This window comes from Bacteroides sp. GM023, assembly GCF_014750685.1.
Classification (GTDB): Bacteria; Bacteroidota; Bacteroidia; order Bacteroidales; family Bacteroidaceae; genus Bacteroides.
This window is the reverse complement of record NZ_JAAXGE010000006.1, coordinates 107,825-132,106: the sequence shown is the minus strand read 5'-3', so window position 1 is coordinate 132,106 and position 24,282 is coordinate 107,825. Positions and strand designations below refer to the sequence as shown.

Sequence of the window (24,282 nt, the reverse complement as noted above, 5' to 3'; positions counted from 1 at the left end):
CTTTTGCATACGAAATGTAATAAAGTGATGGAAAATCATATGAACTTTCAAACATCTGTGGAATTGCCCGCCGGGCTTCCGCCAATCCGCCATACAGACCATATACTTTTGATGGGGTCTTGTTTCGCCGAAAATATAGGAGCCTTGTTGTCGGATGCCAAATTCCAGTTGGAACTGAATCCTTTCGGTATTCTCTATAATCCTTTATCTATCTCATCCGCTTTGCGGGAGATTGCAACGAAAAAAGAATACATGGAGAAAGACCTGTTTGCTTATCGGGGGCTATGGCATAGCCCTATGCATCATGGCTTCTTTTCCGCATCCACCCCGGAAGAAACCTTGCAGCATATCAACGAGCGACTTCAGCAAGCCCATCAAACTTTGCTGAAGCTGGACTGGCTGATGCTGACTTTCGGAACAGCTTATGTCTATGAACAAAAAGAAACGGGAAAGGTTGTTTCCAATTGCCATAAACTACCCGAGAACAGCTTTAACCGCAGAATTCTTCCGGTAGATGAGATAGTAGACGAATACACCTCACTGATTACCAGTCTGGCAGCCCGCAATCCGAACCTGAAGATTCTGTTTACGGTAAGCCCCATCCGCCACATTCGCGACGGGATGCATGCCAACCAGTTAAGCAAATCCACTCTGTTACTAGCTATCGACCGTTTACAACAACTCTTCCCGCAGCACTTGTTTTATTTTCCTTCTTATGAAATAGTACTGGACGAATTGCGTGATTATCGCTTTTATGCGGACGATATGCTGCATCCGTCCCCATTGGCTATCCGCTACTTGTGGGAACGCTTCTCAGAGACCTTCTTTTCCGCTGACACAAAGCAGGTTATGACAGAGGTCGAAGACATCCGTCGGGACTTGGCTCATAAGCCCTTTCACCCCGCTTCAGAGGCGTATCAACGCTTTTTAGGACAAATAGTGTTAAAAATAGAACGACTTATCGGAAAATACCCGTACTTAGATTTTCAAAAAGAAACAGAACTATGTCATATGCGATTGAATCCATAGCCAAAAGTATTGGTGCCCGCCGTGTGGGCGAATATGAAACGACTATTGATTGGCTGTTAACAGACAGCCGTTCCTTGAGTTTTCCCGAAGAAACTCTTTTTTTCGCTTTAGCTACCAAACGAAATAGTGGTGCACGCTATATTCCCGATTTATACGATCGGGGAGTGCGCAATTTTGTAGTCTCCGAAGAGGACTTTGAACGAATTGAGAATGGAGAATTGAGAATTGAGAAATCTGTGCAGCATGATGGTGCGCAGCCAACTCTCAACTCTCAACTCTCAACTCTCAACTTCCTCGTCGTCCCCAATCCCTTGAAAGCCTTGCAGAAACTGGCTGAAGTACACCGTGAGAATTTTAAGATACCTGTTGTCGGCATTACCGGCAGTAACGGAAAGACCATTGTGAAAGAATGGTTGCACCAGTTACTTAGTCCGGACCGTCGCATTGTCCGTTCTCCGCGCAGCTATAATTCTCAAATCGGCGTTCCGCTATCAGTGTGGCAACTCAACGAAGAAGCCGAACTGGGAATCTTCGAAGCCGGTATCTCCGAAATGGGAGAGATGGGCGCTTTGAAACGAATGATAAAGCCTACCATCGGTATCCTGACCAATATCGGCGGCGCCCACCAGGAAAACTTCTTTTCCTTGCAGGAGAAGTGCATGGAGAAACTGACTCTTTTCAAAGACTGCGATGTCGTGATTTACAACGGCGATAACGAACTAATCAGCAATTGCGTGGCAAAATCAATGCTGACAGCCCGTGAGATTGCCTGGAGCCGTACCGATATCGAACGTCCGCTGCATATCAGCCGCATAACGAAGAAAGAAGACCACACGGTTATTTCCTACCGTTATCTGGATATGGATAATAACTTCTGCATTCCTTTTATTGACGATGCTTCCATAGAAAACGTGTTGAACTGCCTGGCAGCCTGTCTCTACCTGATGACTCCCGCCGACCAAATTACCGAACGGATGGCACGCCTCGAACCGATTGCCATGCGCCTGGAAGTAAAAGAAGGAAAGAACAACAGTATATTGATAAACGACAGCTATAACTCGGACTTGGCATCCCTGGATATAGCTCTTGACTTTCTTGTCCGCCGTTCTGAAAAGAAAGGACTGAACCGGACGCTTATCCTGTCCGATATACTGGAAACCGGACAAAGTACAGCCACGCTCTACCGCCGTGTAGCCCAACTGGTGCAAAGCCGGGGCATCAATAAACTGATTGGCGTAGGCCCGGAGATTTCTTCGTGTGCCGCCCGGTTTGATGATGACATTGAACGTTATTTCTTCCCCAATACCGATGCTCTTCTCGCGTCGAACATACTTAAATCCCTTCATTCGGAAGTCATTCTGATAAAAGGTTCGCGTGTGTTCAACTTCGACAGGATATCCGAAGCCTTGGAATTGAAAGTGCATGAAACTATCCTGGAAGTAAACCTGCATGCTATGGTAGACAACCTGAACCACTATCGTTCCATGCTCCGCCATCCTGAAACGAAAATGATTTGTATGGTGAAGGCTTCTGCCTACGGAGCCGGTTCGTATGAGATAGCCAAGACCTTACAGGAACATCATGTTGATTACCTCGCAGTAGCCGTTGCCGACGAAGGTTCCGAACTACGCAAAGCGGGCATCACTTCCTCTATCATGATTATGGACCCGGAACTTACGGCATTCAAAACCATGTTCGATTATAAACTGGAACCGGAAGTCTACAATTTCCATCTGCTCGACGCACTTATCAAAGCTGCCAAGAAAGAAGGAATCACTAACTTCCCGATTCACGTAAAACTGGATACTGGTATGCACCGCCTGGGTTTTGCCATCGAAGATATACCGTTGCTTATCCGTCGCCTGAAGAATCAGAGCGCGGTTATTCCCCGTTCGGTATTCTCCCATTTTGTGGGAAGCGATTCTCCCCAGTTCGACGCCTTTACCCGTCAGCAGATAGACCTGTTTGAAAAAGGTTCGCAGGAATTACAGGCTGCTTTCTCCCACAAGATTTTGCGTCATATCTGCAATACAGCAGGAATCGAACGTTTCCCCGGAGCACAGTTTGATATGGTGCGGTTGGGAATCGGACTTTACGGAGTCAGCCCGATAGATAATTCGATTATCCATAATGTAAGTACCCTCAAGACAACGATACTTCAGATTCGGGATGTGCCCGAAGAAGATACGGTAGGGTATAGCCGGATGGGACATTTGGTACGTCCTTCACGTATCGCCGCTATTCCTATCGGTTATGCCGACGGGCTGAACCGCCATTTGGGACGGGGAAACGCCTACTGCCTCGTAAACGGAAAGAAAGCGCTTTATGTGGGCAATATCTGTATGGACGTCTGCATGATAGACGTAACGGACATCGACTGTCGTGAAGGCGACCAGGCTATCATCTTCGGTGACGACCTGCCGATAACGGTCCTGTCCGACAAACTGGATACCATTCCTTACGAAGTCCTTACAAGTATTTCGACACGGGTGAAACGGGTATATTATCAGGAATAAGATATAGATAGCCGAAAGCAGACGGTAAACCATGAACTGCAAACGATGAATGATGTTGGAATTACATAATTTATTCACTGTTACCGTTCATAGTTTACCGTTTTTCTTTATATTTGCACCAACTAATAAAAACCTCTTTATCAAATAAACTTATGACAAACTTATTATTATTAGGTTTCCTGCCTAGTGGTTCCGAATGGATTATTATAGCTTTAGTTATTCTCCTGCTCTTTGGTGGAAAGAAAATTCCTGAACTGATGCGCGGCTTAGGTAAGGGAGTGAAGAGCTTCAAAGATGGAGTGAACGATGCAAAGGAAGAAATAAATAAGGCAAAAGAAGACCTGGACAAACCGGCAGACTCAAGTAAGTAAAACAAGTACGGATGGCAGAAATGACCTTTTGGGATCATTTGGATGAACTGCGCAAGGTACTTTTTCGGGTGATCGGAGTTTGGTTTGTATTAGCGATAGGTTACTTTATTGCGATGCCCTATCTTTTCGATCATGTGATCCTGGCACCCTGCCACAATGATTTCATATTCTACGATTTATTACGTCATATCGGGCAGACATTCGACCTGACCGACGACTTTTTCACACAAGAATTTTATGTGAAGCTGGTCAATATTAACCTGGCCGCTCCCTTCTTTATCCATATGTCGACAGCCTTTTGGATGTCGGTAGTGACTGCCATGCCCTATATTTTCTTTGAAATATGGCGTTTTATCGGCCCTGCCCTTTATCCCAGCGAAAGGAAAGGAGTGCGCAAGGCATTAACCATCGGGACGGTGATGTTCTTTATCGGTGTCTTGCTGGGTTATTTCATGGTTTATCCGTTGACTCTCCGTTTCCTGTCCACTTATCAGTTAAGTTCGGAAGTGGAGAACATCCTGTCACTCAATTCCTATATTGACAATTTCATGATGCTGATTCTATGCATGGGACTGGCTTTTGAATTACCATTAGTGACATGGTTGCTTTCATTGATGGGAGTAGTCAACAAGTCCTTCTTACGGAAATACCGTCGCCATGCGGTTGTTGTTATCGTGATAGCTGCTGCCATCATCACTCCGACAGGCGACCCGTTCACATTGAGCGTCGTAGCTATTCCACTTTATCTACTCTATGAAATGAGTATCCTGATGATAAAGGACAAGAAGAAAACAGAAGAAGAAATAGAAGATGAAATTGCCTTGTCAGAAGAGTGAAGCGATAGAATCTTATGAATTACTTTTAGCCGTTTGCCGGGCGGAAGATGCCCGGCTTGCCGTAGGATACAAGCAAATGCGTGACTTGCTGGAACGCATTTGCCGTTCACAAATGCAGAACGAAAGTCTGCAAATGACTGACCTTTCCGCCCGTATCAGCTTTATCGCCGCAAAGATAGACCTTTCGGCAGGCGAGCAGAACAGGCTGCATACTTTCCGCCTGACTTCCAATCAAATACTGAACCGTCGTCTCGAACCGACCAGGGAGAACCTGCTGCGGGATGCCAAAACACTGGCTTTCCTAGTCCGTAAACTCTCGGACGAAGATATACCGGATACACTCTATCGCTTGCTGCCACGTGCGGACGCTACCTACATAATTGCGCCACCTGCCCGTGAACGGGTACAACGGATGCGTGTTTGCTTTCAATATGCCGACGAACAATATCTGTATGTCACCCCGTTGGATGAAGTCTCGGAGAAATCTCTGCTTGTCCGCTACAATATCCCTCAGATTAATGAAGAATTTGCAGAAACGTGCAAGCTACTTTGGCGTCACGCCCAAGTGAATCTCCTGGATGTAGCTATTGATAATGAAGGAGTGTTGACACCTTCATTTATTGTTCTCGAGCCGGACTATCTGATTGACATCAGTTCCCTTGCCGAGTGTTTCCGCGACTACGGACATCATCCGGCAAATTATTACCTGTCCCGTCTCCAGCCGATTGAAAACGCCCGCCCTTTGTTACTGGGAAATATAGCCAACCTTTTCCTGGATGAATGGATTCATGCACAGGACGAAGAAGATATCGACTACCGGACTTGTATGCAAAAAGCCTTCCGGCGTTATCCTATCGAATTGGCAGCCTGCCCCGATTTGCGGGACAGGGAGAAAGAACGCCAGTTCTTCGACGACTGCAAACTGCACTTTGAGCATATCCGTGAAACTGTGAATGATACTTTTCATGCCGCCGGATACAAACTCGACAAGACAGACGCTGTGCTCGAACCTTCTTATATCTGCGAAGCACTTGGATTGCAAGGACGTCTCGACTATATGCAGCGGGATATGTCATCCTTTATAGAAATGAAATCCGGCAAAGCGGATGAATACGCCATCCGTGGCAAAGTGGAACCCAAGGAAAATAATAAAGTGCAGATGCTTCTCTATCAAGCCGTCCTCCAATACTCAATGGGGATGGACCACCGGAAAGTGAAAGCCTATCTGCTCTATACCCGTTACCCGCTTTTGTATCCGTCTCGTCCTTCCTGGGCAATGGTACGTCGGGTAATTGATTTGCGAAACCGGATTGTTGCCAATGAATACGGTATCCAATTACGGAACAGCCTGGAATATACCGAAGAGAAACTATCAGAAATAAACGCTACCACCCTGAATGAACGTGGACTGAAAGGTCGCTTTTGGGAAACCTATCTGCGTCCGTCTATCGACAACTTCCAAGAGAAACTGAGAGCTCTTTCGCCACTGGAAAAGAAATATTTCTATGCTGTATATAATTTCCTGACTAAGGAACTCTATACCTCTAAATCCGGTGATGTAGACTATGAAGGGCGTACAGGGGCTGCTTCTTTATGGCTTTCCACACTGGCGGAAAAGTGCGAAGCAGGAGAAATTATCTATGATTTACGAATCAAGGAAAACCATGCTGCCGACGAACATAAAGCTCATTTATTATTGGTTCGTTCTGAAGAATGTGAGTCTCGATTGGAATCTCTGAAGACATTTCCGAAAGTATCTCTGGAAGTATTTTCAAAAGTATCTCCGAAGGAAACTTCGAAAGCATCTTCGCAACAATCTCCGCAAGAAGAAAATATAGACAATGGGATACAAAATGTACTTCCCAATTTCCGTCAGGGCGATGCTATTATCCTGTATGAACGCAACAGTGAGACGGATAATGTAACCAACAAAATGGTATTCAAAGGGAATATCGAGCATCTGACAGATAATGAAATTGGTATCCGTCTGCGTTCTACACAGCAGAATCCTTCCGTGCTTCCTACCGAAAGCCTTTATGCCATAGAGCACGATACGATGGACACGACATTCCGTTCCATGTATCAGGGATTGTACGCTTATCTTTCTGCCACACAGGAACGTCGTGACCTGTTGCTGTCACAACGTCCGCCGAAATTTGACGAATCATTAGATACCCTTATTTCACAAGCGGAAGACGACTTCGCCCGTGTTGCACTGAAAGCGAAAGCCGCGCAAGATTATTTTCTTCTCGTTGGCCCTCCGGGGACGGGCAAGACTTCCTGTGCCCTGAAGAAGATGGTAGAGACTTTTCATGCTGATAAAGAAGCGCAGATTTTGTTGCTTTCATACACTAATCGGGCAGTTGATGAAATATGTAAGTCGCTGGCTTCCATTCGTCCCGCTGTTGATTTTATCCGTGTCGGAAGTGAATTATCATGTGACGAGAGTTACCGTGACCATTTGATAGAAAACGAACTATCGTCCTGCAATCGTCGTTCGGAAGTATACGAACGTATCCGAAACTGCCGTATCATTGTAGGAACAGTTGCCGCGATTTCCGGAAAACCGGAACTTTTCCGTCTGAAACATTTCAATGTAGCCATCATAGATGAGGCCACGCAAATACTCGAGCCGCAATTGTTAGGTATCCTTTGTGCCCGTGGCGAGGATGATAGAAATGCCATTGATAAATTTATTCTGATTGGCGACCATAAACAACTCCCTGCCGTCGTGTTGCAAAACACGGAGCAATCCGCTATTTATGATGAAGCGTTGCTCTCTATTGGGCTGACAAATCTGAAAGACTCGCTCTTTGAACGTCTTTACCGGAATTGTTCTGCCGATAGTTCATCATCTATTATCGCTGTCAATTCATCGTCTGCTATCGTTGCCAGTTCATCATCTGTTATCGCTGATAACACATCATCTGCCGCTAATCGCTCTTACGATATGCTCTGCCGTCAAGGCCGTATGCATCCCGAAGTAGCCTTATTTGCCAATCGTGCTTTCTATGGCGGACGCCTGATTCCTGTCGGATTACCTCACCAGTTGGAAGATTCCGAACTTATCTCCCGCGTAGCTTTCTATCCTTCCATATCGGAGAGAGTGGGAGTCTCTGCAAAAGTGAACTCTTCGGAAGCCCGGATTGTCGCCGAACTGGCCGCCCGGATTTATGAAAGTAATCAGAAGCATTTTGATGAATCCCGTACATTGGGAGTCATAACTCCTTACCGTAGCCAGATAGCCCTTATCAAAAAAGAAATAGAAACATTAGGTATTCCGGCACTCAACCGGATACTGATTGATACTGTCGAACGTTTTCAGGGAAGCGAACGCGACGTAATTATCTACTCCTTCTGCGTCAACCATCCCTATCAATTAAAATTCCTGTCGAATTTGACAGAAGAAGCGGGTGTTTTGATTGACAGAAAATTGAATGTCGCCTTGACACGCGCACGGAAACAAATGTTCATTACTGGTGTTCCGGGACTCTTAAAACGAAATCCTATCTACAAAAGTTTATTAAATTTAATAGAACGTCCTTGAAAAATTGCATCATTTTGCAGAAGTTAGTTTTTATTCTCTCTTTATGCAATTCATTAACACCTATATGTTGAACAAACGCCTATATTTGCAACACGTTTTTTTCATAGAGATTTAGATTTAAGGTTAGAAGAATTGTGGAAGTCGTGAGACTTCCCTTTTTTTCATCTTAACGTTTACTATCCTTCATTATAGGAATGCAAGAACACTGTTTTTTAGTGTTTCGGTTAAAAATATTGCAGGATGATGATGCAGAATAAGTAAACCTAAAAAGCCTTCTTCGTGAGAAGAGGCTTTTTTATTTCTTTCTTTTCATTTGAAAAGATTTGTTGTAAAAAAGAACAGGAAGATAATCCGTCATCGGACATCTTCCTGTTCTTTTTTATTATAGTTCGGGATTGATTAATCCAGTACGATAGGTCTGTACTTCGGTACCAATGCCTTCATGATAACCCAACCAACCAAGTAAGCCACGGCGCAGATACAGAACATGATGAAATATCCGGCAGGTTTGCCTTCAAATCCCATGAATGTCATATGCGTTTCGTCAGCGTGAACAAACAGAAGACCTGCGCCAAACTGCATCAACATTGAGCCTACACCACCGGCCATACCGCCGATACCTGTAATAGTTGCAATCGCGCTTTTCGGGAACATATCACCTACGGTAGAGAAGATATTGGCCGACCATGACTGGTGGGCAGCACCACCGATACCAATCAGGATAACAGGGAACCATGGAGAGAACGTACCCAACGGCTGTGCCAAGAGCACCACCAACGGGAAGAACGCGAAAATCAACATCGCCTTCATACGTGCAGCATACGGGTTCATACCCGTCTTATTGATAAAGATAGTCGGAAGTTTACCACCATAGATAGACAGCATCGTCACAGCATACAGCGTGAAAATCAGTGCCATACCCAATCCGTCGGAAGTCTTGATGTCAAATTGAGTATTCAGGTAAGACGGAGTCCAGAACAGGAAGAACCACCATACACCGTCAGTCATAAACTTACCGGCGGCAAAAGCCCATGTCTGCTTGTAAGTGAAACATTGAAGGAAAGGCATTTTCTTTTCATCTTTCTCTTCAACTACAGGAGAAGCACCTTCTTCATATTTATCTTGTTCGATATAATCCAATTCGGCCTTGTTGACGTGCTTGCTCTTCGACGGAGCATCGTACATGAACACCCACATGCCCATCCAGATAAAACCGAGCGCACCGATAACGATAAATGCCATTTCCCATCCCCATGCTTTCGCAATCAACGGAATAGAAACCGGAGCAATCAAGGCACCGATGGAAGCACCGGCGTTGAAGATAGAAGTAGCGTAAGCACGGTCTTTCTTGGGGAAGTATTCAGCCGTTACTTTGATAGCAGCCGGGAAGTTACCCGCTTCACCGAGAGCCAGGATACAACGTGCGGCAAGGAAACAGTACATACTTACGGTAGCCAGCACCACTACTACGTCACCCGTAGCAGCCATCAGTTCGGCTGCGCTGTGCAGACCTACATACTGTTCAGTCACGATACCGCAAAGTGCGTGCATACAAGCACCTGCCGACCATACACCGATTGCCCAGAGATAACCCTTCTTTGTGCCCATCCAGTCGATAAAGCGACCGGCGAACAACATACATATTGCATATACAATAGAAAATACGGAAGTAATCGTACCGTAGTGAACTTCGTTCCAGTGAAATTCCGGTTTGATAAACTCGTCCCAGGTCAGGGAAAGAACCTGGCGGTCGAGGTAGTTAACTGTAGTAGCAAAGAATAGCATAGCACAGATGGTCCATCTGTAGTTTGTCATTTTCTCGCCTGTTTTTTGAAATGCATTCATGATAATGGATTTAAATAGATTTTGATTCGTTGACAAAGGTCGGGATTTCGACTGGATTTTATTTGTAAAAATTGGTCGAATTCATGTATTATTCGTTACATTATATATGCTGTCTGTTTCAAAAAGTATAATAATCGTCTCATGGCACATATAGACTGTAACGTTGGGGGTTGTGTTGAAAAGCAATAAAATCCGGAAAACTTCACCCCTTCCCCCCGGTCGGGGGAAAGAGTGAAGTTTCTCGGATTTCTTATATGTGATACAGCGCTGCGCAACGATTAGCGCATTTCTGTATATTTGAGCTTGTCCATATCTCCATAGTCGAGGTTTTCACCAGCCATACCCCAGATGAACATATAGTTGCTTGTTCCGGCAGCGGCGTGGATAGACCATTCCGGTGACATGATAGCCTGTTCGTTCTGCATCCAAACGATACGTTCTTCCTGTGGTTCACCCATGAAGTGGCAGATAGCGTTGCCTTCCGGCACGTTGAAGTAGAAATAAGCTTCCACACGGCGGCTGTGAGTATGAGCCGGCATTGTGTTCCATACGCTACCCGGTTTCAGTTCGGTCAATCCCATCTGCAGTTGGCAAGGACCTTCTTCAAGTACGTTGTTCACAATCAACTGGTTGATAACGCGGTCGTTGCTTTCTTCCATCTTACCGGCAGCGAAAGAGTTAGCTTTCAGAGAACCTTTGCGTCCGTCGATAGTAATCAACTGAGTTTTGTATTCCTTGTGAGCAGTAGCCGAGTTGATATAGAATTTGGCAGGATTGCTTGAATCTTTGCTCTTGAAAGTCACTTTCTGCTTGCCTCTACCTACGTACAGTGCATCTTTGAATTTCAGTGTGTATTCTTTGCCGTCAACAGTTACGATACCTTCGCCACCAATGTTGATAACACCCAGTTCGCGACGTTCCAGGAAGAACTTAGCCTTCAGCGGGTCGATCGTTTCCAGTACCAGTTCCTTCGTTGCGGGAACAGCACCACCGAAGATTAGGCGGTCATACATAGAATAAGTAAGGTTAATCTCGTTCGGAGCCATTACTTTTTCCATCAGGAAGCTACTACGCAGGCGGTTTGTGTCATACGTTTTCACGTCTTGCGGACTGCAAGCCACTTGCATCTTGTAATTCACCTGGGCCGATGCAGACATAGCTGCGATACCCAACATCATTGCAATTGCTAATTTTTTCATCTTTCAAATATTTATTGGATTTATATTATTATTGATTATTTCTCTTCGTTCAATGCAGCTTTGGCATCATTTCTAGTCATGCGGATACGGTTGTAGATAGCCATTCCGAGCGCGAGCACTACAAGGATGGCAGGGCCGATAATTTTCACACTGTAAGTCAGGTGGAAGATACCCCAGCAGAAAAGACTGGAAGCAAAGTCGAGCGCGCCACCTTCGAAACCTGCGGGAATGTTCACCGTCGGGTCGCCCGTAGCGGCATATACGTCTTTCGCAGCCATGGTGAAGAATCCTGCCAGCTCTGTCACGAAGTACAGACCCACGATTAATGCCACCAGGCCGATGATGAATGATTTCACTACATTACCTTTTGTGATAGGCAGAATCATCGGGAACAGGTAGAACATACCTGCCAGAGAAGCCAGCGGTAAGAAACGGTTGCCCGGAAGGATGACTGCGAGGAAAATAGTAACAGGAATCAAAAGCAGGGAAACTACCAGCGTAGTCGGGTGACCGATTACCAGTGCGGGGCTCATACCGATGCTCAAACCTGTGTTGTTCTTATATTTTTTAGCGATAAGTTCGCGGGTAGCGTCAGAGATAGGTTTCAAACCTTCGATGAAAAGACTGGTGATACGGGGAATCAACTCCATAACCGCACCCATCTTGATACCCAGTCCCAAGATACTCGGGATGCTGTCTACCACTTCTTTCCAACTGCCGCAACCCAGTGCTCCGATACCGCAACCAATCACGATACCCAGGAACAACGGTTCACCCATCAGACCGAATTTCTTCTTCATACCTTCAGAGTCGATATTCAGCTTATCGAATCCCGGAATCATATCGAGCAATTTATTGATAACAATAGCGAACGGAACAAAACTTTGGCAGAACGGTTGAGGAATAGAGATACCGTCCATTTTATCATAGAACTTTTGGAAAGCGGGAGCAGTCATATCGGCCATTACCAATGTAATGATGTAGCAGATGATAGCAGCGAAGAATCCCCAAAGGATACTGTCGGAAGCGAAGTAAACGATGGCTCCGATAAATGCGAAGTGCCAGTAGTTCCAAAGGTCGATATTAACGGTACGCGTAGTCTTGGTAAGCAACATAATCAGGTTGACACCCAGGCAAACCGGGATGATAAAAGCACCAACCGATGTGTTGTAGGCTACCGCTGCCGCAGAAGGCCAACCCATGTCGAAAATACCCAGTTCCAATCCGTAGATTTCTACCATCTTACTCAGTGCAGGGCCCAGGCTACTGGTAAGCAACGCTGTGACTACCGATAAACCGACGAAACCGACACCAACTAATAAACCGCTTTTCAGCGCTTTAGCAAATTTAATACCGATACATACTCCTAAAATTGTGAAAATGACCGGCATCATCACTGCCGCTCCAAGACCGATAATGTACTTGAATACTTCTTCCATTCTGTTCTATTTTTTCTCTGTTTTAAATGATAAGTTACTGTGTTTCCCCCAGAGGGTATTAGTTGTAAACCGTGCCAAAAGTACGACCTTTTCCGCTTTCTTCCAAGACGAAAGTATTAATTTATCAGATATTGCATCAAAAATGGACATTTTTGACGTTTGCGTGCACAAAATTAGTCGTTTCCGTGCACGAAAAACAAAAAATGCACCTACTTGATTAAAAAATCCCACTGGCTTTGGAGGAAAAACACTACTTTCGTACCGTGAAAGACTCGTATGTTTAATCCTTAAAATAACAAACCATGAGACGAACTCTCTTTTATGATTTTTTTATATTGGCTCTATTGGTGACAATCGCCCTTCCGGCATCCTCACAGCAGGTAAACAGTAAGCTGCCCTGGTCTGTACGAATGACCGAATCGGAAATGAACCGCTATCCCGAATCCTGGCAACTTGATTTTCAACCGAAATTGAAGTGGGATTATTGCCACGGACTGGAACTGGGAGCCATGCTCGACGTTTATGATACGTATGGCGACAAGAAAATTCGCGATTATGCCATCGCGTACGCAGATACAATGGTACACGAAGACGGTTCGATTACCGCTTATAAATTAACAGATTACAGTCTCGACCGCATCAATTCGGGAAAGATTCTTTTCCGTATCTACGAGCAGACGAAGAATCCTAAATATAAGAAAGCCCTTGATTTGCTTTACAGCCAGTTTGAAGGACAGCCCCGCAATGAGGACGGAGGTTTCTGGCACAAGAAGATTTATCCGCATCAGATGTGGCTGGACGGACTTTATATGGGTGCTCCTTTCTATGCGGAATATGCGTTCCGCAATAATCTTCCGCAGGACTATGCGGATGTAATCAATCAGTTTGTCACTAGTGCCCGTCATACATACGACCCGAAAAACGGTCTTTACCGTCATGCAGCCGACGTGAGCCGCACTGAACGCTGGGCAGACCCGGTGACCGGACAGTCCAAACACAGTTGGGGACGCGCTATGGGATGGTATGCTATGGCATTGGTAGACGCACTGGAATTTATTCCGAAGCATGAAACCGGAAGAGATTCTCTGCTCGCTATCCTGGACAATGTAGCCGTACAGGTGAAGAAACTGCAAGACCCGAAGACGGGCGGATGGTATCAGGTGCTTGATAAGAGTGGCGAGAAAGGTAATTATCTCGAATCATCCTGTTCTGCCATGTTTATTTATTCCTTATTCAAGGCAGTGCGCCTGGGATATATTGATAAATCGTATCTCGATGTGGCACTGAAAGGGTACAAAGGTTTCCTGGAGAACTTTATCGAAGTGGATAAAGACGGATTGGTTACCATCACTAAAGCCTGTGCCGTAGCCGGACTGGGCGGAAAAGTTTACCGTTCGGGTGATTATGATTATTATATCAACGAAACGATTCGTAATAATGACCCCAAAGCAGTGGGGCCTTTTATCATGGCGAGCTTGGAATACGAACGCTTACAAAAGTAATTTCTACCGATGAAAAGGACTATTTTTAAAGGAATGATGATGTTTCTTCTGTTGAGTGCAGGAGGAACATCGGTCTTTTCGCAACAACAGCAACGCAAAGACACGTTAGTCGTCACACGAGACGGGACAGGAGATTATCGCAATATTCAGGAAGCAGTGGAAGCTGTCCGCGCTTTTATGGACTACACGGTGACTATCTATATAAAGAATGGCACGTACAAAGAAAAACTGGTGATTCCCTCTTGGGTGAAGAACGTACAGTTGGTGGGCGAAGATGCTGAAAAGACGATTATCACCTACGATGACCATGCCAATATCAACAAAATGGGAACATTCCGCACCTATACCGTAAAGGTGGAAGGCAATGACATCACTTTCAAAGACCTGACGATTGAGAACAATGCCGCTCCTTTGGGACAGGCAGTAGCCCTTCACACCGAAGGCGACCGCCTGATGTTTGTAAACTGCCGTTTTCTCGGCAATCAGGATACTATCTATACAGGTTCGGAAGGCGCCCGCCTTTTATTCACCAACTGCTATATAGAAGGTACTACCGACTTTATTTTCGGTCCTTCTACCGCACTTTTTGAATACTGCGAACTGCATAGCAAACGTGATTCATACATCACCGCCGCTTCAACTCCACAAAATGAAGAATTCGGCTATGTCTTTAAGAACTGCAAACTGACCGCTGCTCCGGGAGTGAAAAAAGTATATTTGGGGCGTCCCTGGCGTCCTTACGCCGCTACGGTCTTTATTAATTGTGAGTTTGGCGACCATATCCGTCCCGAAGGATGGCATAATTGGAAGAATCCGGAGAATGAAAAGACAGCCCGTTATGCAGAATTTGGAAATATAGGCACTGGTGCTGATACATCGGGACGTGTAGCATGGGCAAAACAGCTAACAAAGAAAGAAGTTACAAAATATACACCGGAGAATATCTTCAAAGAAAGTAGCAACTGGTATCCTTATAAGTAAGATAAGCAGGTGCAATAAATGCGACAAGGAAGGTGAATAAACGTGATAAATAAGGCGAATAATTCTTTGCCGGCTTGTTACGATTAGTTTCCCGCCTTGAAACTGTAGTTTCCCCGTAGTGAAACTATTGTTTCCCCGGTGAGAAACAGTTGTTTCCCCGGTGGGAAACTTTAGTTTCAGCCGCTTGAAACTTTTAGTTCCAAGGCTTGAAACACTTTGTTTCCCGTAATTGAACACTTTGTTTCAAGCAGGTAAACACTCTGTTCCGACTAGGCATACATTTGGTGAAGAGCCGATAAACATATTGTTGCTAATAGGAATATAGCCTATTATCCTTGTTTATAACGGTTTCATATCGGTTTTATACCGAGTTTATCAACGGTGATAGGTGATAGATGGGTGATAGGTTGTTTTTTGCTATCCTTCACCGCATAACATCTTATGAATAAGTGATTTGACTACCTGCGGTGATAGGTGAAAGATAAAAATGATTTTTTATATATAGGAGAGTAGTATAATAAAAGTAAGTGAATATGAAAACACAAAGAAATAAAACGTTGTTGCTACTAGCGGCAGCTCTGATTCTTTTCTCTGCATTCCGTGCAGACAAATCTGTCATAACTATCTTTATGATAGGCGATTCGACTATGGCCAACAAGAAAATCGACGGTGGAAATCCCGAAAGAGGATGGGGGATGGTACTTCCCGGTTTCTTCTCTGAGGACATAAAGATAGACAATCATGCTGCCAATGGACGTAGCTCAAAAAGCTTTATTTCTGAAGGACGTTGGGAAAAAGTCATCTCCAAAGTGAAGAAAGGCGACTATGTCTTTATCCAGTTCGGTCATAATGATGAAAAAGCAGACTCCACCCGTCACACAGTCCCGGGAACTACTTTCGATGAGAATCTCCGTCGTTATGTAAACGAAACCCGTGCAAAAGGCGGCATCCCTGTATTATTCAATTCCATCGTCCGCCGCAACTTCGTTCAACCGAAAGATGCTTCCATCACCAAAGATGTCCGCCGCACACCCGGAGAAAAAGGACAACCCAAAGAAGGAACCGTCTTATTCGATACACATGGAGCCTACCTGGATTCTCCCCGCAATGTAGCCAAAGAACTGGGAGTGACTTTCATCGACATGAATAAAATCACTCATGACCTGGTGCAGGAACTTGGCCCTGTAGAATCGAAAAAACTTTTTATGTTTGTCGAACCCAATCAAGTTCCGGCCTTTCCGAAAGGTCGCGAAGACAACACTCACTTGAATATCTATGGAGCACGAACCATCGCAGGCCTGGCTGTTGATGTCATAGGCAAGGCAATCCCCGAACTGGCAAAATATATCCGTCAATCCGATTATGTAGTGGCGCAAGACGGTAGCGGTGATTTCTTCACCGTGCAGGAAGCCATAAATGCCGTTCCCGACTTCCGTAAAAATATCCGTACCACAATTCTCGTCCGCAAAGGCACTTACAAAGAAAAGATAATCATCCCCGAAAGCAAGATTAACATCTCTCTGATTGGAGAAGACGGTGCAGTGCTAACCTATGACGGTTTTGCCAATAAGAAAAACGTATTCGGCGAAAACATGGGAACTTCCGGTTCATCCGGTTGCTATATCTACGCTCCCGACTTCTATGCAGAAAATATCACATTCGAGAACTCATCCGGCCCCGTAGGACAAGCCGTCGCCTGTTTTGTCTCCGCCGACCGTGCATTTTTCAAGAACTGCCGCTTCCTGGGTTTCCAGGATACCCTTTACACTTACAGCAAACAAAGCCGCCAATATTACGAAGACTGTTACATCGAAGGAACCGTCGATTTCATCTTTGGCTGGTCTACCGCTGTCTTTAATCGTTGCCACATTCACAGCAAGCGTGACGGCTATGTGACTGCCCCCTCTACCGACAAAGGAAAAAAGTATGGCTATGTCTTCTATGACTGCAAACTCACCGCTGAGCCGGAAGCCACGAAAGTATATCTGTCCCGTCCCTGGCGTCCATATGCGCAAGCTGTCTTTATCCGCTGCGAAATGGGAAAACACATCCTTCCCGAAGGTTGGAACAACTGGGGCAAAAAGGAAAACGAGAAAACTGCCTTTTATGCCGAATACGAAAGCCGTGGCGAAGGGGCCAATCCCAAAGCTCGTGCCGCTTTCTCCCATCAGTTGAAGAATCTGAAAGGATACGAAATCAAAACTGTTTTGGCAGGGGATGACGGATGGAATCCGGTGGAAGATGGAAATAGATTGTTGGATGTAAAACGTTGACTAATTAGTTCAAACTATTACCTGATACATTATAATTAGTTGCAAGTTTTTTATGTACTTTTGTAGTGGCTTAAAATACTTGCATCTAATGAATGATAATAAAAATATAGCTTTAGATGAAATGAATTTCATCTATGAGATAAAACAAATAGTTACAGAAGCTCGCCAAAAGGCTTACTCCGCCATTAATTCCGCAATGGTAGAGGCTTACTGGTTCATGGGTAAACGTATTGTAGAGGAACAGCAACAAGGGAAGGAACGTGCTGAATATGGAACGGAATTACTCAAAGAACTTTCCAAAGCATTGACATCGGAGTTTGGAAAGGGGTTCTCTGTAGGCTCTTTGTATTATTATCGTCAGTTCTACATCACTTTTCCCGAAATATTCGCTACACCGTGGCGAATATTGTCGTGGTCTCATTATAAGAGAATTATGCAAGTGAGCAATCCGGAAGCCCGTGCATGGTATCTGAAGGAGGCGCAAGAACAAATGTGGAGTTATCGTACGCTCGACCGTAATATCGGTTCTCAATATTATGAACGTTTGTTGCTTTCGCACAACAAAGATAAGGTGGAAACGGAAATGAAATTATTAACCCATTCCTTTGAACAGGATAAATTGGAATTCATTAAAAACCCTACAGTAGCGGAATTCATCGGGTTATCGCCCAATACTGATTTTACAGAATCGGATTTAGAATCGGCTATCATTGGAAATCTGCAACGTTTTCTTCTTGAACTTGGAAAGGGTTGGTCTTTTGTTGCACGTCAAAAATTAGTGCGTACGGAAAAGAAAGATTATTTCATTGACCTTGTGTTCTATAACTATATACTCAAAAATTTCGTCCTGGTTGATTTAAAAACTGCGGCTATTACACATCAGGATGTGGGACAGATGGATATGTATGTGAGAATGTACGATGAACGGGTACGTGGCGAGGGGGATAATCCTACTATCGGTATTGTACTGTGTTCTGAAACTGATGATGACATTGCACGATATTCCATATTACATGATAACAATCAACTTTTTGCTTCCAAATATATGCTTTATATGCCTACCGAAGAGGAATTGCGAAATGAGATTGAACGACAGAAGAATTTTTATCGTTTACAACATTCTGAAAAATCAATAGAATAATAACAATGAGCAAAAAAGAAGTGATTTTTATACTGTTGAATGGCTTTGCAGATTGGGAAGGAGCTTATATCTCCATCTGTTTGAATTGGGGTGTTAAGCCCGGAAGTCCGGTGAAATACACTGTAAAGACTTTGTCTATCAGTAAAGAACCTGTTATTTCAATTGGAGGATTCAAGGTTTTGCCTGATTATGGAATCAATGATATGCCGGATGATTATGCCGGACTGGTGCTGATTGGCGGCATGAGTTGGCGTTCACCCGAAGCCCTGCAAATCGTTCCGCTTGTGGAAAAAGCGATTAAAGACAAAAAGTTAGTTGCCGGAATATGTGACGCTTCGTTTTTCCTGGGTGTGCATGGATTCCTCAACCATGTCCAACATACAAGCAATGGACTTGAATATATAAAACAAGCTGGTGATAAATATATAGGTGAGGCTAATTATATTAATAAGCAAGCCGTCCGGGACGGGAACATTGTGACAGCCAACGGAACGGCAGCCTTGGACTTTTGCCGGGAAGTATTATACGCTTTGGATGCCGATACCCCGGAGAATATAGAGGAAAGCTATCAGTACTATACCAATGGATTAAGTCCGAAGTAAATGGAAATCGGGTGGAGTAAATATAGACATGAGTAAAAACACAATTGTGCTTAAACCGCTTTCGGACGAAGATATAAATCTTTTTAGTAACTGGTTGGATAAAGATTATATCTACAAATGGTTTTGTCCCGATGGCGATGAACAAAGGGCAGACTGGCTTGATGAAGTGAGAAATGTTGATAGCAAACACAATCACTTCAATCATTTTATTGTGAATCACAACGATATAAAAATTGGATACTGTCTATATCTTGATTTACATTTTGAGCCGGAATATTCGTTGGAGAATTACGGAAAGACTTTCGATGAAGGATACGCTTTTGAAATAGGTTTTCTTATTGGTAACGAAGAATACCTGAATAAAGGATTCGGGAAAATGATCGTCAATAAACTGGAAGCAAAAATTATTGAAATAGGCGGAAAAGAGATACTTGCTGACCCCGACGAAGAAAATATTGCATCCATAAAAACTTTATTGAGCAATGGCTTTATAAGAATAAAGGATGGGGATTATAGAAAATCAATATGATAACAATTAAAAACGAAAGGGATATGAAATTCATTAATGAGCCGATGGATATGCCCGGTTGGGGAATGCGTGTGGTTCATTTGTACGATCCGGAAGAAAACCTCATCGAATTATATACGCCGCTTAAGCAATAAAACGATGAAAAACATGATAGAAACAATTGAAAAGATGGCGGAAGTGATAGATGCATAGATAGAACGGATTCAGATAATCGAAAATACAATTATATCAAACTAGGAGGAATCTATTACATCACAAACTACTAGTTGGATAATAAAGTTATGGAGAATATGCTTCTCTTATGAATGTAATTGATTGAAAATAAATATGTAGCAATTGTTGGATATGAGAAAATAATTAACTATATTGCAACGACATGCAAACAAAGTATTAACTAAAAAACTAATCTTATGAAAAAGTATTTATTAGTATCTGTTATTGCTACATCGTTATTATTTATTGGAGCTTGTTCTTCTGAAGATTCGAATATGGATGTTAAGAAGAAAACTGAAATCGAAGATGTGTATTCAAAACTTAATTCGGATTTAGATTTGTACAGTCAATCTTACCTGGCACTTCACGCCGTTTCAGGCACGAGGTCATGGTGGCATAGGAGAGGAAAGGCTATAGTGTGTGGAGATTGCTGTGGTGCTGTAGCAGGTGGAAAGTATGGTGGATTTATAGGTATGTTACTGGGGGCGGTTGTGGGTTCGGCAACTGTGGCGTACTTGCTTGAACGCCAAAGTTATACAGCAACTGAAAAATGCGAATCATTTACCGTACAAGCATATGCATTTTGTCCTCAATATGAAGGACTAGATAGTATAGGGTATTTGCATAATGAAATCTTGTCTGAAATAGAAATGGAAAATCCGGCGATTTTTGAGAAGACAACTAGCTATGATGAATTATTAACTGCTATCTCGAATAAAATGGAAGAACGAAATCTTCTGTTATCAAGTGAACAGAAAATTGAAGTACAGAACGAAATTTCTGCAATAGTACCAAACGAGAATGTTCTTCTTGATAATGAGACATTTATTAGTCATGTAAGTTCTGTACGTCCTCAATATGCACAACAATGTGAAGTAATAGAGAGATATGTGGCAACAGCTGAAGTATTGCCTGAAGAAAATATTAAGGAATATACTGAAGGTTATGTTAGAGTTGTTGAACGTTCTGATTTAAGTATAGAAGAGCAGCAAGTTTTGATTTCGTCCGTAGTAGTTGGTGGTAATAGTACTCTATTATGGGAAAAGGTTAGTGATGATACTACTGATGCTTTAGAATAATTGATAACTAATTTATTAAAGATGAAAAGGCTTCTTATATGTGTATTTCTCTTTATTATTGCATTATCTGCTATTGCACAAAACGAATCAGTACAAAGGATTCTTGTATCTGCGGAAGCTGGTAAAGGTATATTAATCGGAAAAACAAATCTTTCACCCCTGGGAGTGGATTATCGGAATGAATATAGCAGTGGATATTCTCTTAATGTAAAAGCGCTATATTTTTTAGACAAACAAATTGGTGTTGGACTAAAAGGGAACATCTTCTGTACTACTGGTAACTATTTAATTGATGGTGAAACAAAGTATGCTGATGATATAGAAATAAGTTATATTGCTCCTCAACTGGAAGTAAGGCGTCATTTGAAAAAAACATTTCTGATAAGTCTGACATGTGGTATCGGATATATGCATTATAAGAGTGTCAGTGCTAATGAAATAAAGATGAAAACAACTTCAAATTCATATGCTGTAAATATGGATTTTATGTTTGAGTATGAGATGCTAAAGAGACTTTCTTTAAGAGGTGGAATTTCGTGTTTGGCTGCAAATAACTTTAATAAAAATCGAATAACAATTAATAATGAAAAGTCAACGGTAAAACCGGAAAAATGGAATCGCATTCAGATGTATAGAATTGATTGTTTATTGGGGCTTGTTTATTCATTTTGAATGAATATATGAGTTTATGCTTTTCTTAGGCTTGGATTTTGATTTTAATGTATCCGTTATTTTGAAAAGGTTCCCAAAAGGAACCTTTCTCTTATTTTTCAAAATCATGATCTTGGTGTATTAAGCAAATTTCGATATAAAAGATGTTTTCAAGACATTGTATAGTTCACGAATAATCACTTATTATAGTCGGAGAATAAGAATGTTTTTTCTAAAATAGTAAGTAATGCCCTATAATAATTCTTATATTTGTTCCGTTTAAAAACATTCTTTGAAAAGAAAAGAGAATGACGGATGAAAAGAAACGAGATTGTAGATATGATACGCAATATTCTTCGGCAGGTGGCTCCCAATGCCCAAGCCATACTTTATGGTTCGGAAGCTCGTGGGGATGCACGGTCGGATAGTGATATTGACTTGCTTATTTTGGTGGATGAGCCACAGCTTACTCCCGAACGTGAGCAGGAAATCATTCGTCCGCTTTATGAATTGGAAGTAAAATCGGGGGTTATTATCAGCCCTATGATTATGTTGCGTAAGTTATGGGAAAATCGTCCTTTTCAGACTCCTTTTTCTTTGAACGTAATGAATGAGGGAATCATATTATGAAACAGGAACTATCTCCCGAACACGGTATTGCTTAGATTTAATATTGTTTTGAACGGGCTTATTTGACATAAAAAGAAGCCAATTATATGCGTAGGGGGGAATTCTTTTGTTATTTTACATATTCATCTTTGAGCATAGAATAATATAAACGATTGATATATTTCCCATTCATATAAAAGAAGTCACGCAAAGTTCCTTCATATGTAAAATTACATTTTCTAATAACGCCTTGAGATGCTATATTACCTTCTTTATGACAAACTTGTACTTTGTTAAAATTCAATTTATTAAAGCTGAAATCCAAGATTGATTTTACGGCTTCTGTTGCATATCCTTTACGATGGAATTTACTGCCTAAAGCATATTCTATCTCACAAAAATGATTTTTGTTATCTACAAGGAATATGGCAATTTGTCCGATGCATATATTAGATTCTTTCTCTACAATAGCCCATCGGTAATAATCTGACCTTCCATACGAATTGATGTATTTGTCTAATAGTTCTTTGACTTCCTCTGTTGTTGTATATGTTGGTTCTGAATACAGCGACTGAATTTTAGGATCACTAACCCAATACGTTAGCATATCATCATTATCTGTATGATGAAAAGCTCTGAGTATTAGTCTTCTTGTATCAATTGTTTGAGTTCCGAGATGAATCAGCATACTTCTTGTCTTTAGTGAAATTATTAAAATAATAATTGTTCTTTCGTATGAACCCTTGCCCATAAATATATGGTAGTTGTAAATATGTCATATGGGAATCATATCTCTTTATTGCTGTCAAATTTACTAAATATATTAGGAATAGCAATGATTACTAACTAAAACCTTTACATTTCTCTCTGTATGGAATACCTGATACATTGCGCTTGATACAAAACTTCTTGTATTTACTTCCATATTTCCACTCCGTATTGTCATTATATTAAAAAAAAGATATATCTTTGTCGTACGCTTTCTGCCCATCAGCGAGATGGAATTGGCAGAAAGCGGTTTTTATTTCTAAATGGAGTGGAAACGTATTATCTCTCACTTTCAAAAATAGCCACTTTTATAGCAGGGGGATGATACGACAGATACTCCACGTGAACGGATGTATGTCAACATATTCGTAAAGGATGTGTTATATATAAACGAATGGCGTGGGTGTCTGTTGATATCATTATCTTGTGAAGGGTGTAGCTAGCCTTGAAGGTGGATATATGATACAACAGCATTCATGCCTTTCTTATGTCCGGTCGGTCTTTCAATACTTATGGACTAACCCTACCACTGTGGCATGCTGATTGGGAATCTGAAAGCATGAATGCTACTTTTATCATTCGATATACTGTTATTTACTCCTTATTATTAACACACTTAAAAACAAACACTATGTCAGAATTGATTAGTTTGGGAGCAGCCGCCCGAAAGTATGGAATAAAGGAAGAGACCATTCGTCTTTGGGTAGAATTGGAAAAATTTGAAGGAATTCGTAAAAGAGGAGATGAAGTTTGGGTAAACGGTAAGATACTTGAAGAATACTTGATTTGGCGAAAGACATGCCGGGTTTCGATAGATTATTTGGAAGATTTGGAAATGTTTTGTTATAATCAGACTACTATGAACGATATATATCGTGAAGTCATTAAGATGCAGGAGATACAAATAAACCATCAACAAGGGAAAATTACCGAATTAGAAAAGTTGTCGGAAGTGATTGATACAGAATTGGAGCGCGTTCATAAAATCGAAAGAGCAGTTATATCAAGATTGGACGAATCTTTGGCTTCCCGGACAACCCACTGGATGGTACAGTTGTGGAGAAGATACTTCTCGTCCAAACAGGGTGGTCAAACGACGGAATGACGTGATTCTGTGAAATAGCAGATAAAAGATAGTATTAAAATGCTGTT

18 protein-coding genes and 3 pseudogenes are annotated in these 24,282 nt (G+C 42.5%); 17 read left to right on the top strand and 4 right to left on the bottom strand.

The annotated features are described in order from the left end of the window. The first annotated feature begins 39 nt into the window (after window positions 1-39). The 6 genes and pseudogenes from HC965_RS14245 to HC965_RS26870 all read left to right on the top strand — a co-directional run. Window positions 40-1,029, top strand: a complete 990-nt coding sequence (locus HC965_RS14245; protein WP_191032091.1) for a GSCFA domain-containing protein — start codon at window positions 40-42, stop codon at window positions 1,027-1,029. Next, the gene (locus HC965_RS14240) at window positions 1,005-3,545 is read left to right on the top strand and encodes a bifunctional UDP-N-acetylmuramoyl-tripeptide:D-alanyl-D-alanine ligase/alanine racemase (RefSeq protein WP_191032090.1); all 2,541 of its coding nucleotides are present in this window, start codon (window positions 1,005-1,007) and stop codon (window positions 3,543-3,545) included. Before HC965_RS14245 ends, HC965_RS14240 begins: the two co-directional genes overlap by 25 nt. A 152-nt stretch (window positions 3,546-3,697) precedes the next feature. Next, on the top strand, window positions 3,698-3,916 hold the full coding sequence (locus HC965_RS14235; protein WP_007751163.1) for a twin-arginine translocase TatA/TatE family subunit: 219 nt from the start codon (window positions 3,698-3,700) through the stop codon (window positions 3,914-3,916). A gap of 11 nt (window positions 3,917-3,927) precedes the next feature. After that, complete coding sequence (tatC, locus tag HC965_RS14230) at window positions 3,928-4,752, top strand: twin-arginine translocase subunit TatC (protein WP_191032089.1); 825 nt, start codon at window positions 3,928-3,930, stop codon at window positions 4,750-4,752. Next, window positions 4,727-7,586, top strand: a pseudogene (locus HC965_RS14225) (AAA domain-containing protein); the annotation flags it as partial. The gene tatC and the pseudogene HC965_RS14225, both read left to right, overlap by 26 nt. A gap of 101 nt (window positions 7,587-7,687) precedes the next feature. Then, window positions 7,688-8,299: pseudogene (locus HC965_RS26870) on the top strand (DEAD/DEAH box helicase); the annotation flags it as partial. A 399-nt stretch (window positions 8,300-8,698) separates the two neighbouring features. Here the strand turns inward: HC965_RS26870 and HC965_RS14220 are convergent. The 3 genes from HC965_RS14220 to HC965_RS14210 form a co-directional block, all read right to left on the bottom strand. Further along, a complete protein-coding gene (locus HC965_RS14220; protein ID WP_191032087.1) occupies window positions 8,699-10,144 on the bottom strand; it encodes an MFS transporter in 1,446 nt (481 codons plus the stop codon). 278 nt (window positions 10,145-10,422) lie between these two features. Then, window positions 10,423-11,343: a 5-dehydro-4-deoxy-D-glucuronate isomerase gene (gene kduI, locus HC965_RS14215; protein ID WP_191032086.1), complete on the bottom strand. Its 921-nt coding sequence runs from the start codon at window positions 11,341-11,343 to the stop codon at window positions 10,423-10,425. 35 nt (window positions 11,344-11,378) lie between these two features. Next, window positions 11,379-12,782 (bottom strand): PTS galactitol transporter subunit IIC, encoded by a 1,404-nt coding sequence (locus HC965_RS14210; RefSeq protein WP_191032085.1) that lies wholly within the window; start codon window positions 12,780-12,782, stop codon window positions 11,379-11,381. A 302-nt stretch (window positions 12,783-13,084) separates the two neighbouring features. On the opposite strand from HC965_RS14210, the gene HC965_RS14205 reads away from it, so the two are divergent. From HC965_RS14205 to HC965_RS14160, 10 genes and pseudogenes are all read left to right on the top strand, one after another. After that, window positions 13,085-14,284 (top strand): glycoside hydrolase family 88 protein, encoded by a 1,200-nt coding sequence (locus HC965_RS14205; protein WP_191032084.1) that lies wholly within the window; start codon window positions 13,085-13,087, stop codon window positions 14,282-14,284. A gap of 9 nt (window positions 14,285-14,293) precedes the next feature. Further along, window positions 14,294-15,265: a pectinesterase family protein gene (locus HC965_RS14200; RefSeq protein ID WP_191032083.1), complete on the top strand. Its 972-nt coding sequence runs from the start codon at window positions 14,294-14,296 to the stop codon at window positions 15,263-15,265. 533 nt (window positions 15,266-15,798) lie between these two features. After that, complete coding sequence (locus HC965_RS14195) at window positions 15,799-17,538, top strand: pectinesterase family protein (protein WP_191032082.1); 1,740 nt, start codon at window positions 15,799-15,801, stop codon at window positions 17,536-17,538. An 88-nt stretch (window positions 17,539-17,626) separates the two neighbouring features. Continuing rightward, a complete protein-coding gene (locus tag HC965_RS14190) occupies window positions 17,627-18,679 on the top strand; it encodes a YhcG family protein (RefSeq protein ID WP_191032081.1) in 1,053 nt (350 codons plus the stop codon). Between the two features lie 5 nt (window positions 18,680-18,684). Next, the gene (locus HC965_RS14185; protein WP_191032080.1) at window positions 18,685-19,281 is read left to right on the top strand and encodes a type 1 glutamine amidotransferase family protein; all 597 of its coding nucleotides are present in this window, start codon (window positions 18,685-18,687) and stop codon (window positions 19,279-19,281) included. Between the two features lie 28 nt (window positions 19,282-19,309). Then, window positions 19,310-19,810 (top strand): GNAT family N-acetyltransferase, encoded by a 501-nt coding sequence (locus tag HC965_RS14180; protein ID WP_223854896.1) that lies wholly within the window; start codon window positions 19,310-19,312, stop codon window positions 19,808-19,810. Between the two features lie 29 nt (window positions 19,811-19,839). Further along, window positions 19,840-19,944, top strand: a pseudogene (locus tag HC965_RS26865) (VOC family protein); the annotation flags it as partial. A 276-nt stretch (window positions 19,945-20,220) separates the two neighbouring features. Continuing rightward, on the top strand, window positions 20,221-21,102 hold the full coding sequence (locus HC965_RS14170; protein ID WP_191032079.1) for a hypothetical protein: 882 nt from the start codon (window positions 20,221-20,223) through the stop codon (window positions 21,100-21,102). Window positions 21,103-21,123: 21 nt separating this feature from the next. After that, on the top strand, window positions 21,124-21,774 hold the full coding sequence (locus HC965_RS14165; protein WP_191032078.1) for a hypothetical protein: 651 nt from the start codon (window positions 21,124-21,126) through the stop codon (window positions 21,772-21,774). A 294-nt stretch (window positions 21,775-22,068) separates the two neighbouring features. Then, window positions 22,069-22,383 (top strand): nucleotidyltransferase domain-containing protein, encoded by a 315-nt coding sequence (locus HC965_RS14160; protein ID WP_191032077.1) that lies wholly within the window; start codon window positions 22,069-22,071, stop codon window positions 22,381-22,383. A 109-nt stretch (window positions 22,384-22,492) separates the two neighbouring features. Here HC965_RS14160 and HC965_RS14155 read toward each other — a convergent pair whose 3' ends face one another. Further along, a complete protein-coding gene (locus HC965_RS14155) occupies window positions 22,493-23,050 on the bottom strand; it encodes a GNAT family N-acetyltransferase (protein WP_191032076.1) in 558 nt (185 codons plus the stop codon). A gap of 711 nt (window positions 23,051-23,761) precedes the next feature. On the opposite strand from HC965_RS14155, the gene HC965_RS14150 reads away from it, so the two are divergent. Continuing rightward, the gene (locus HC965_RS14150; protein WP_191032075.1) at window positions 23,762-24,235 is read left to right on the top strand and encodes a hypothetical protein; all 474 of its coding nucleotides are present in this window, start codon (window positions 23,762-23,764) and stop codon (window positions 24,233-24,235) included. The last annotated feature ends 47 nt before the right edge of the window (window positions 24,236-24,282 follow it).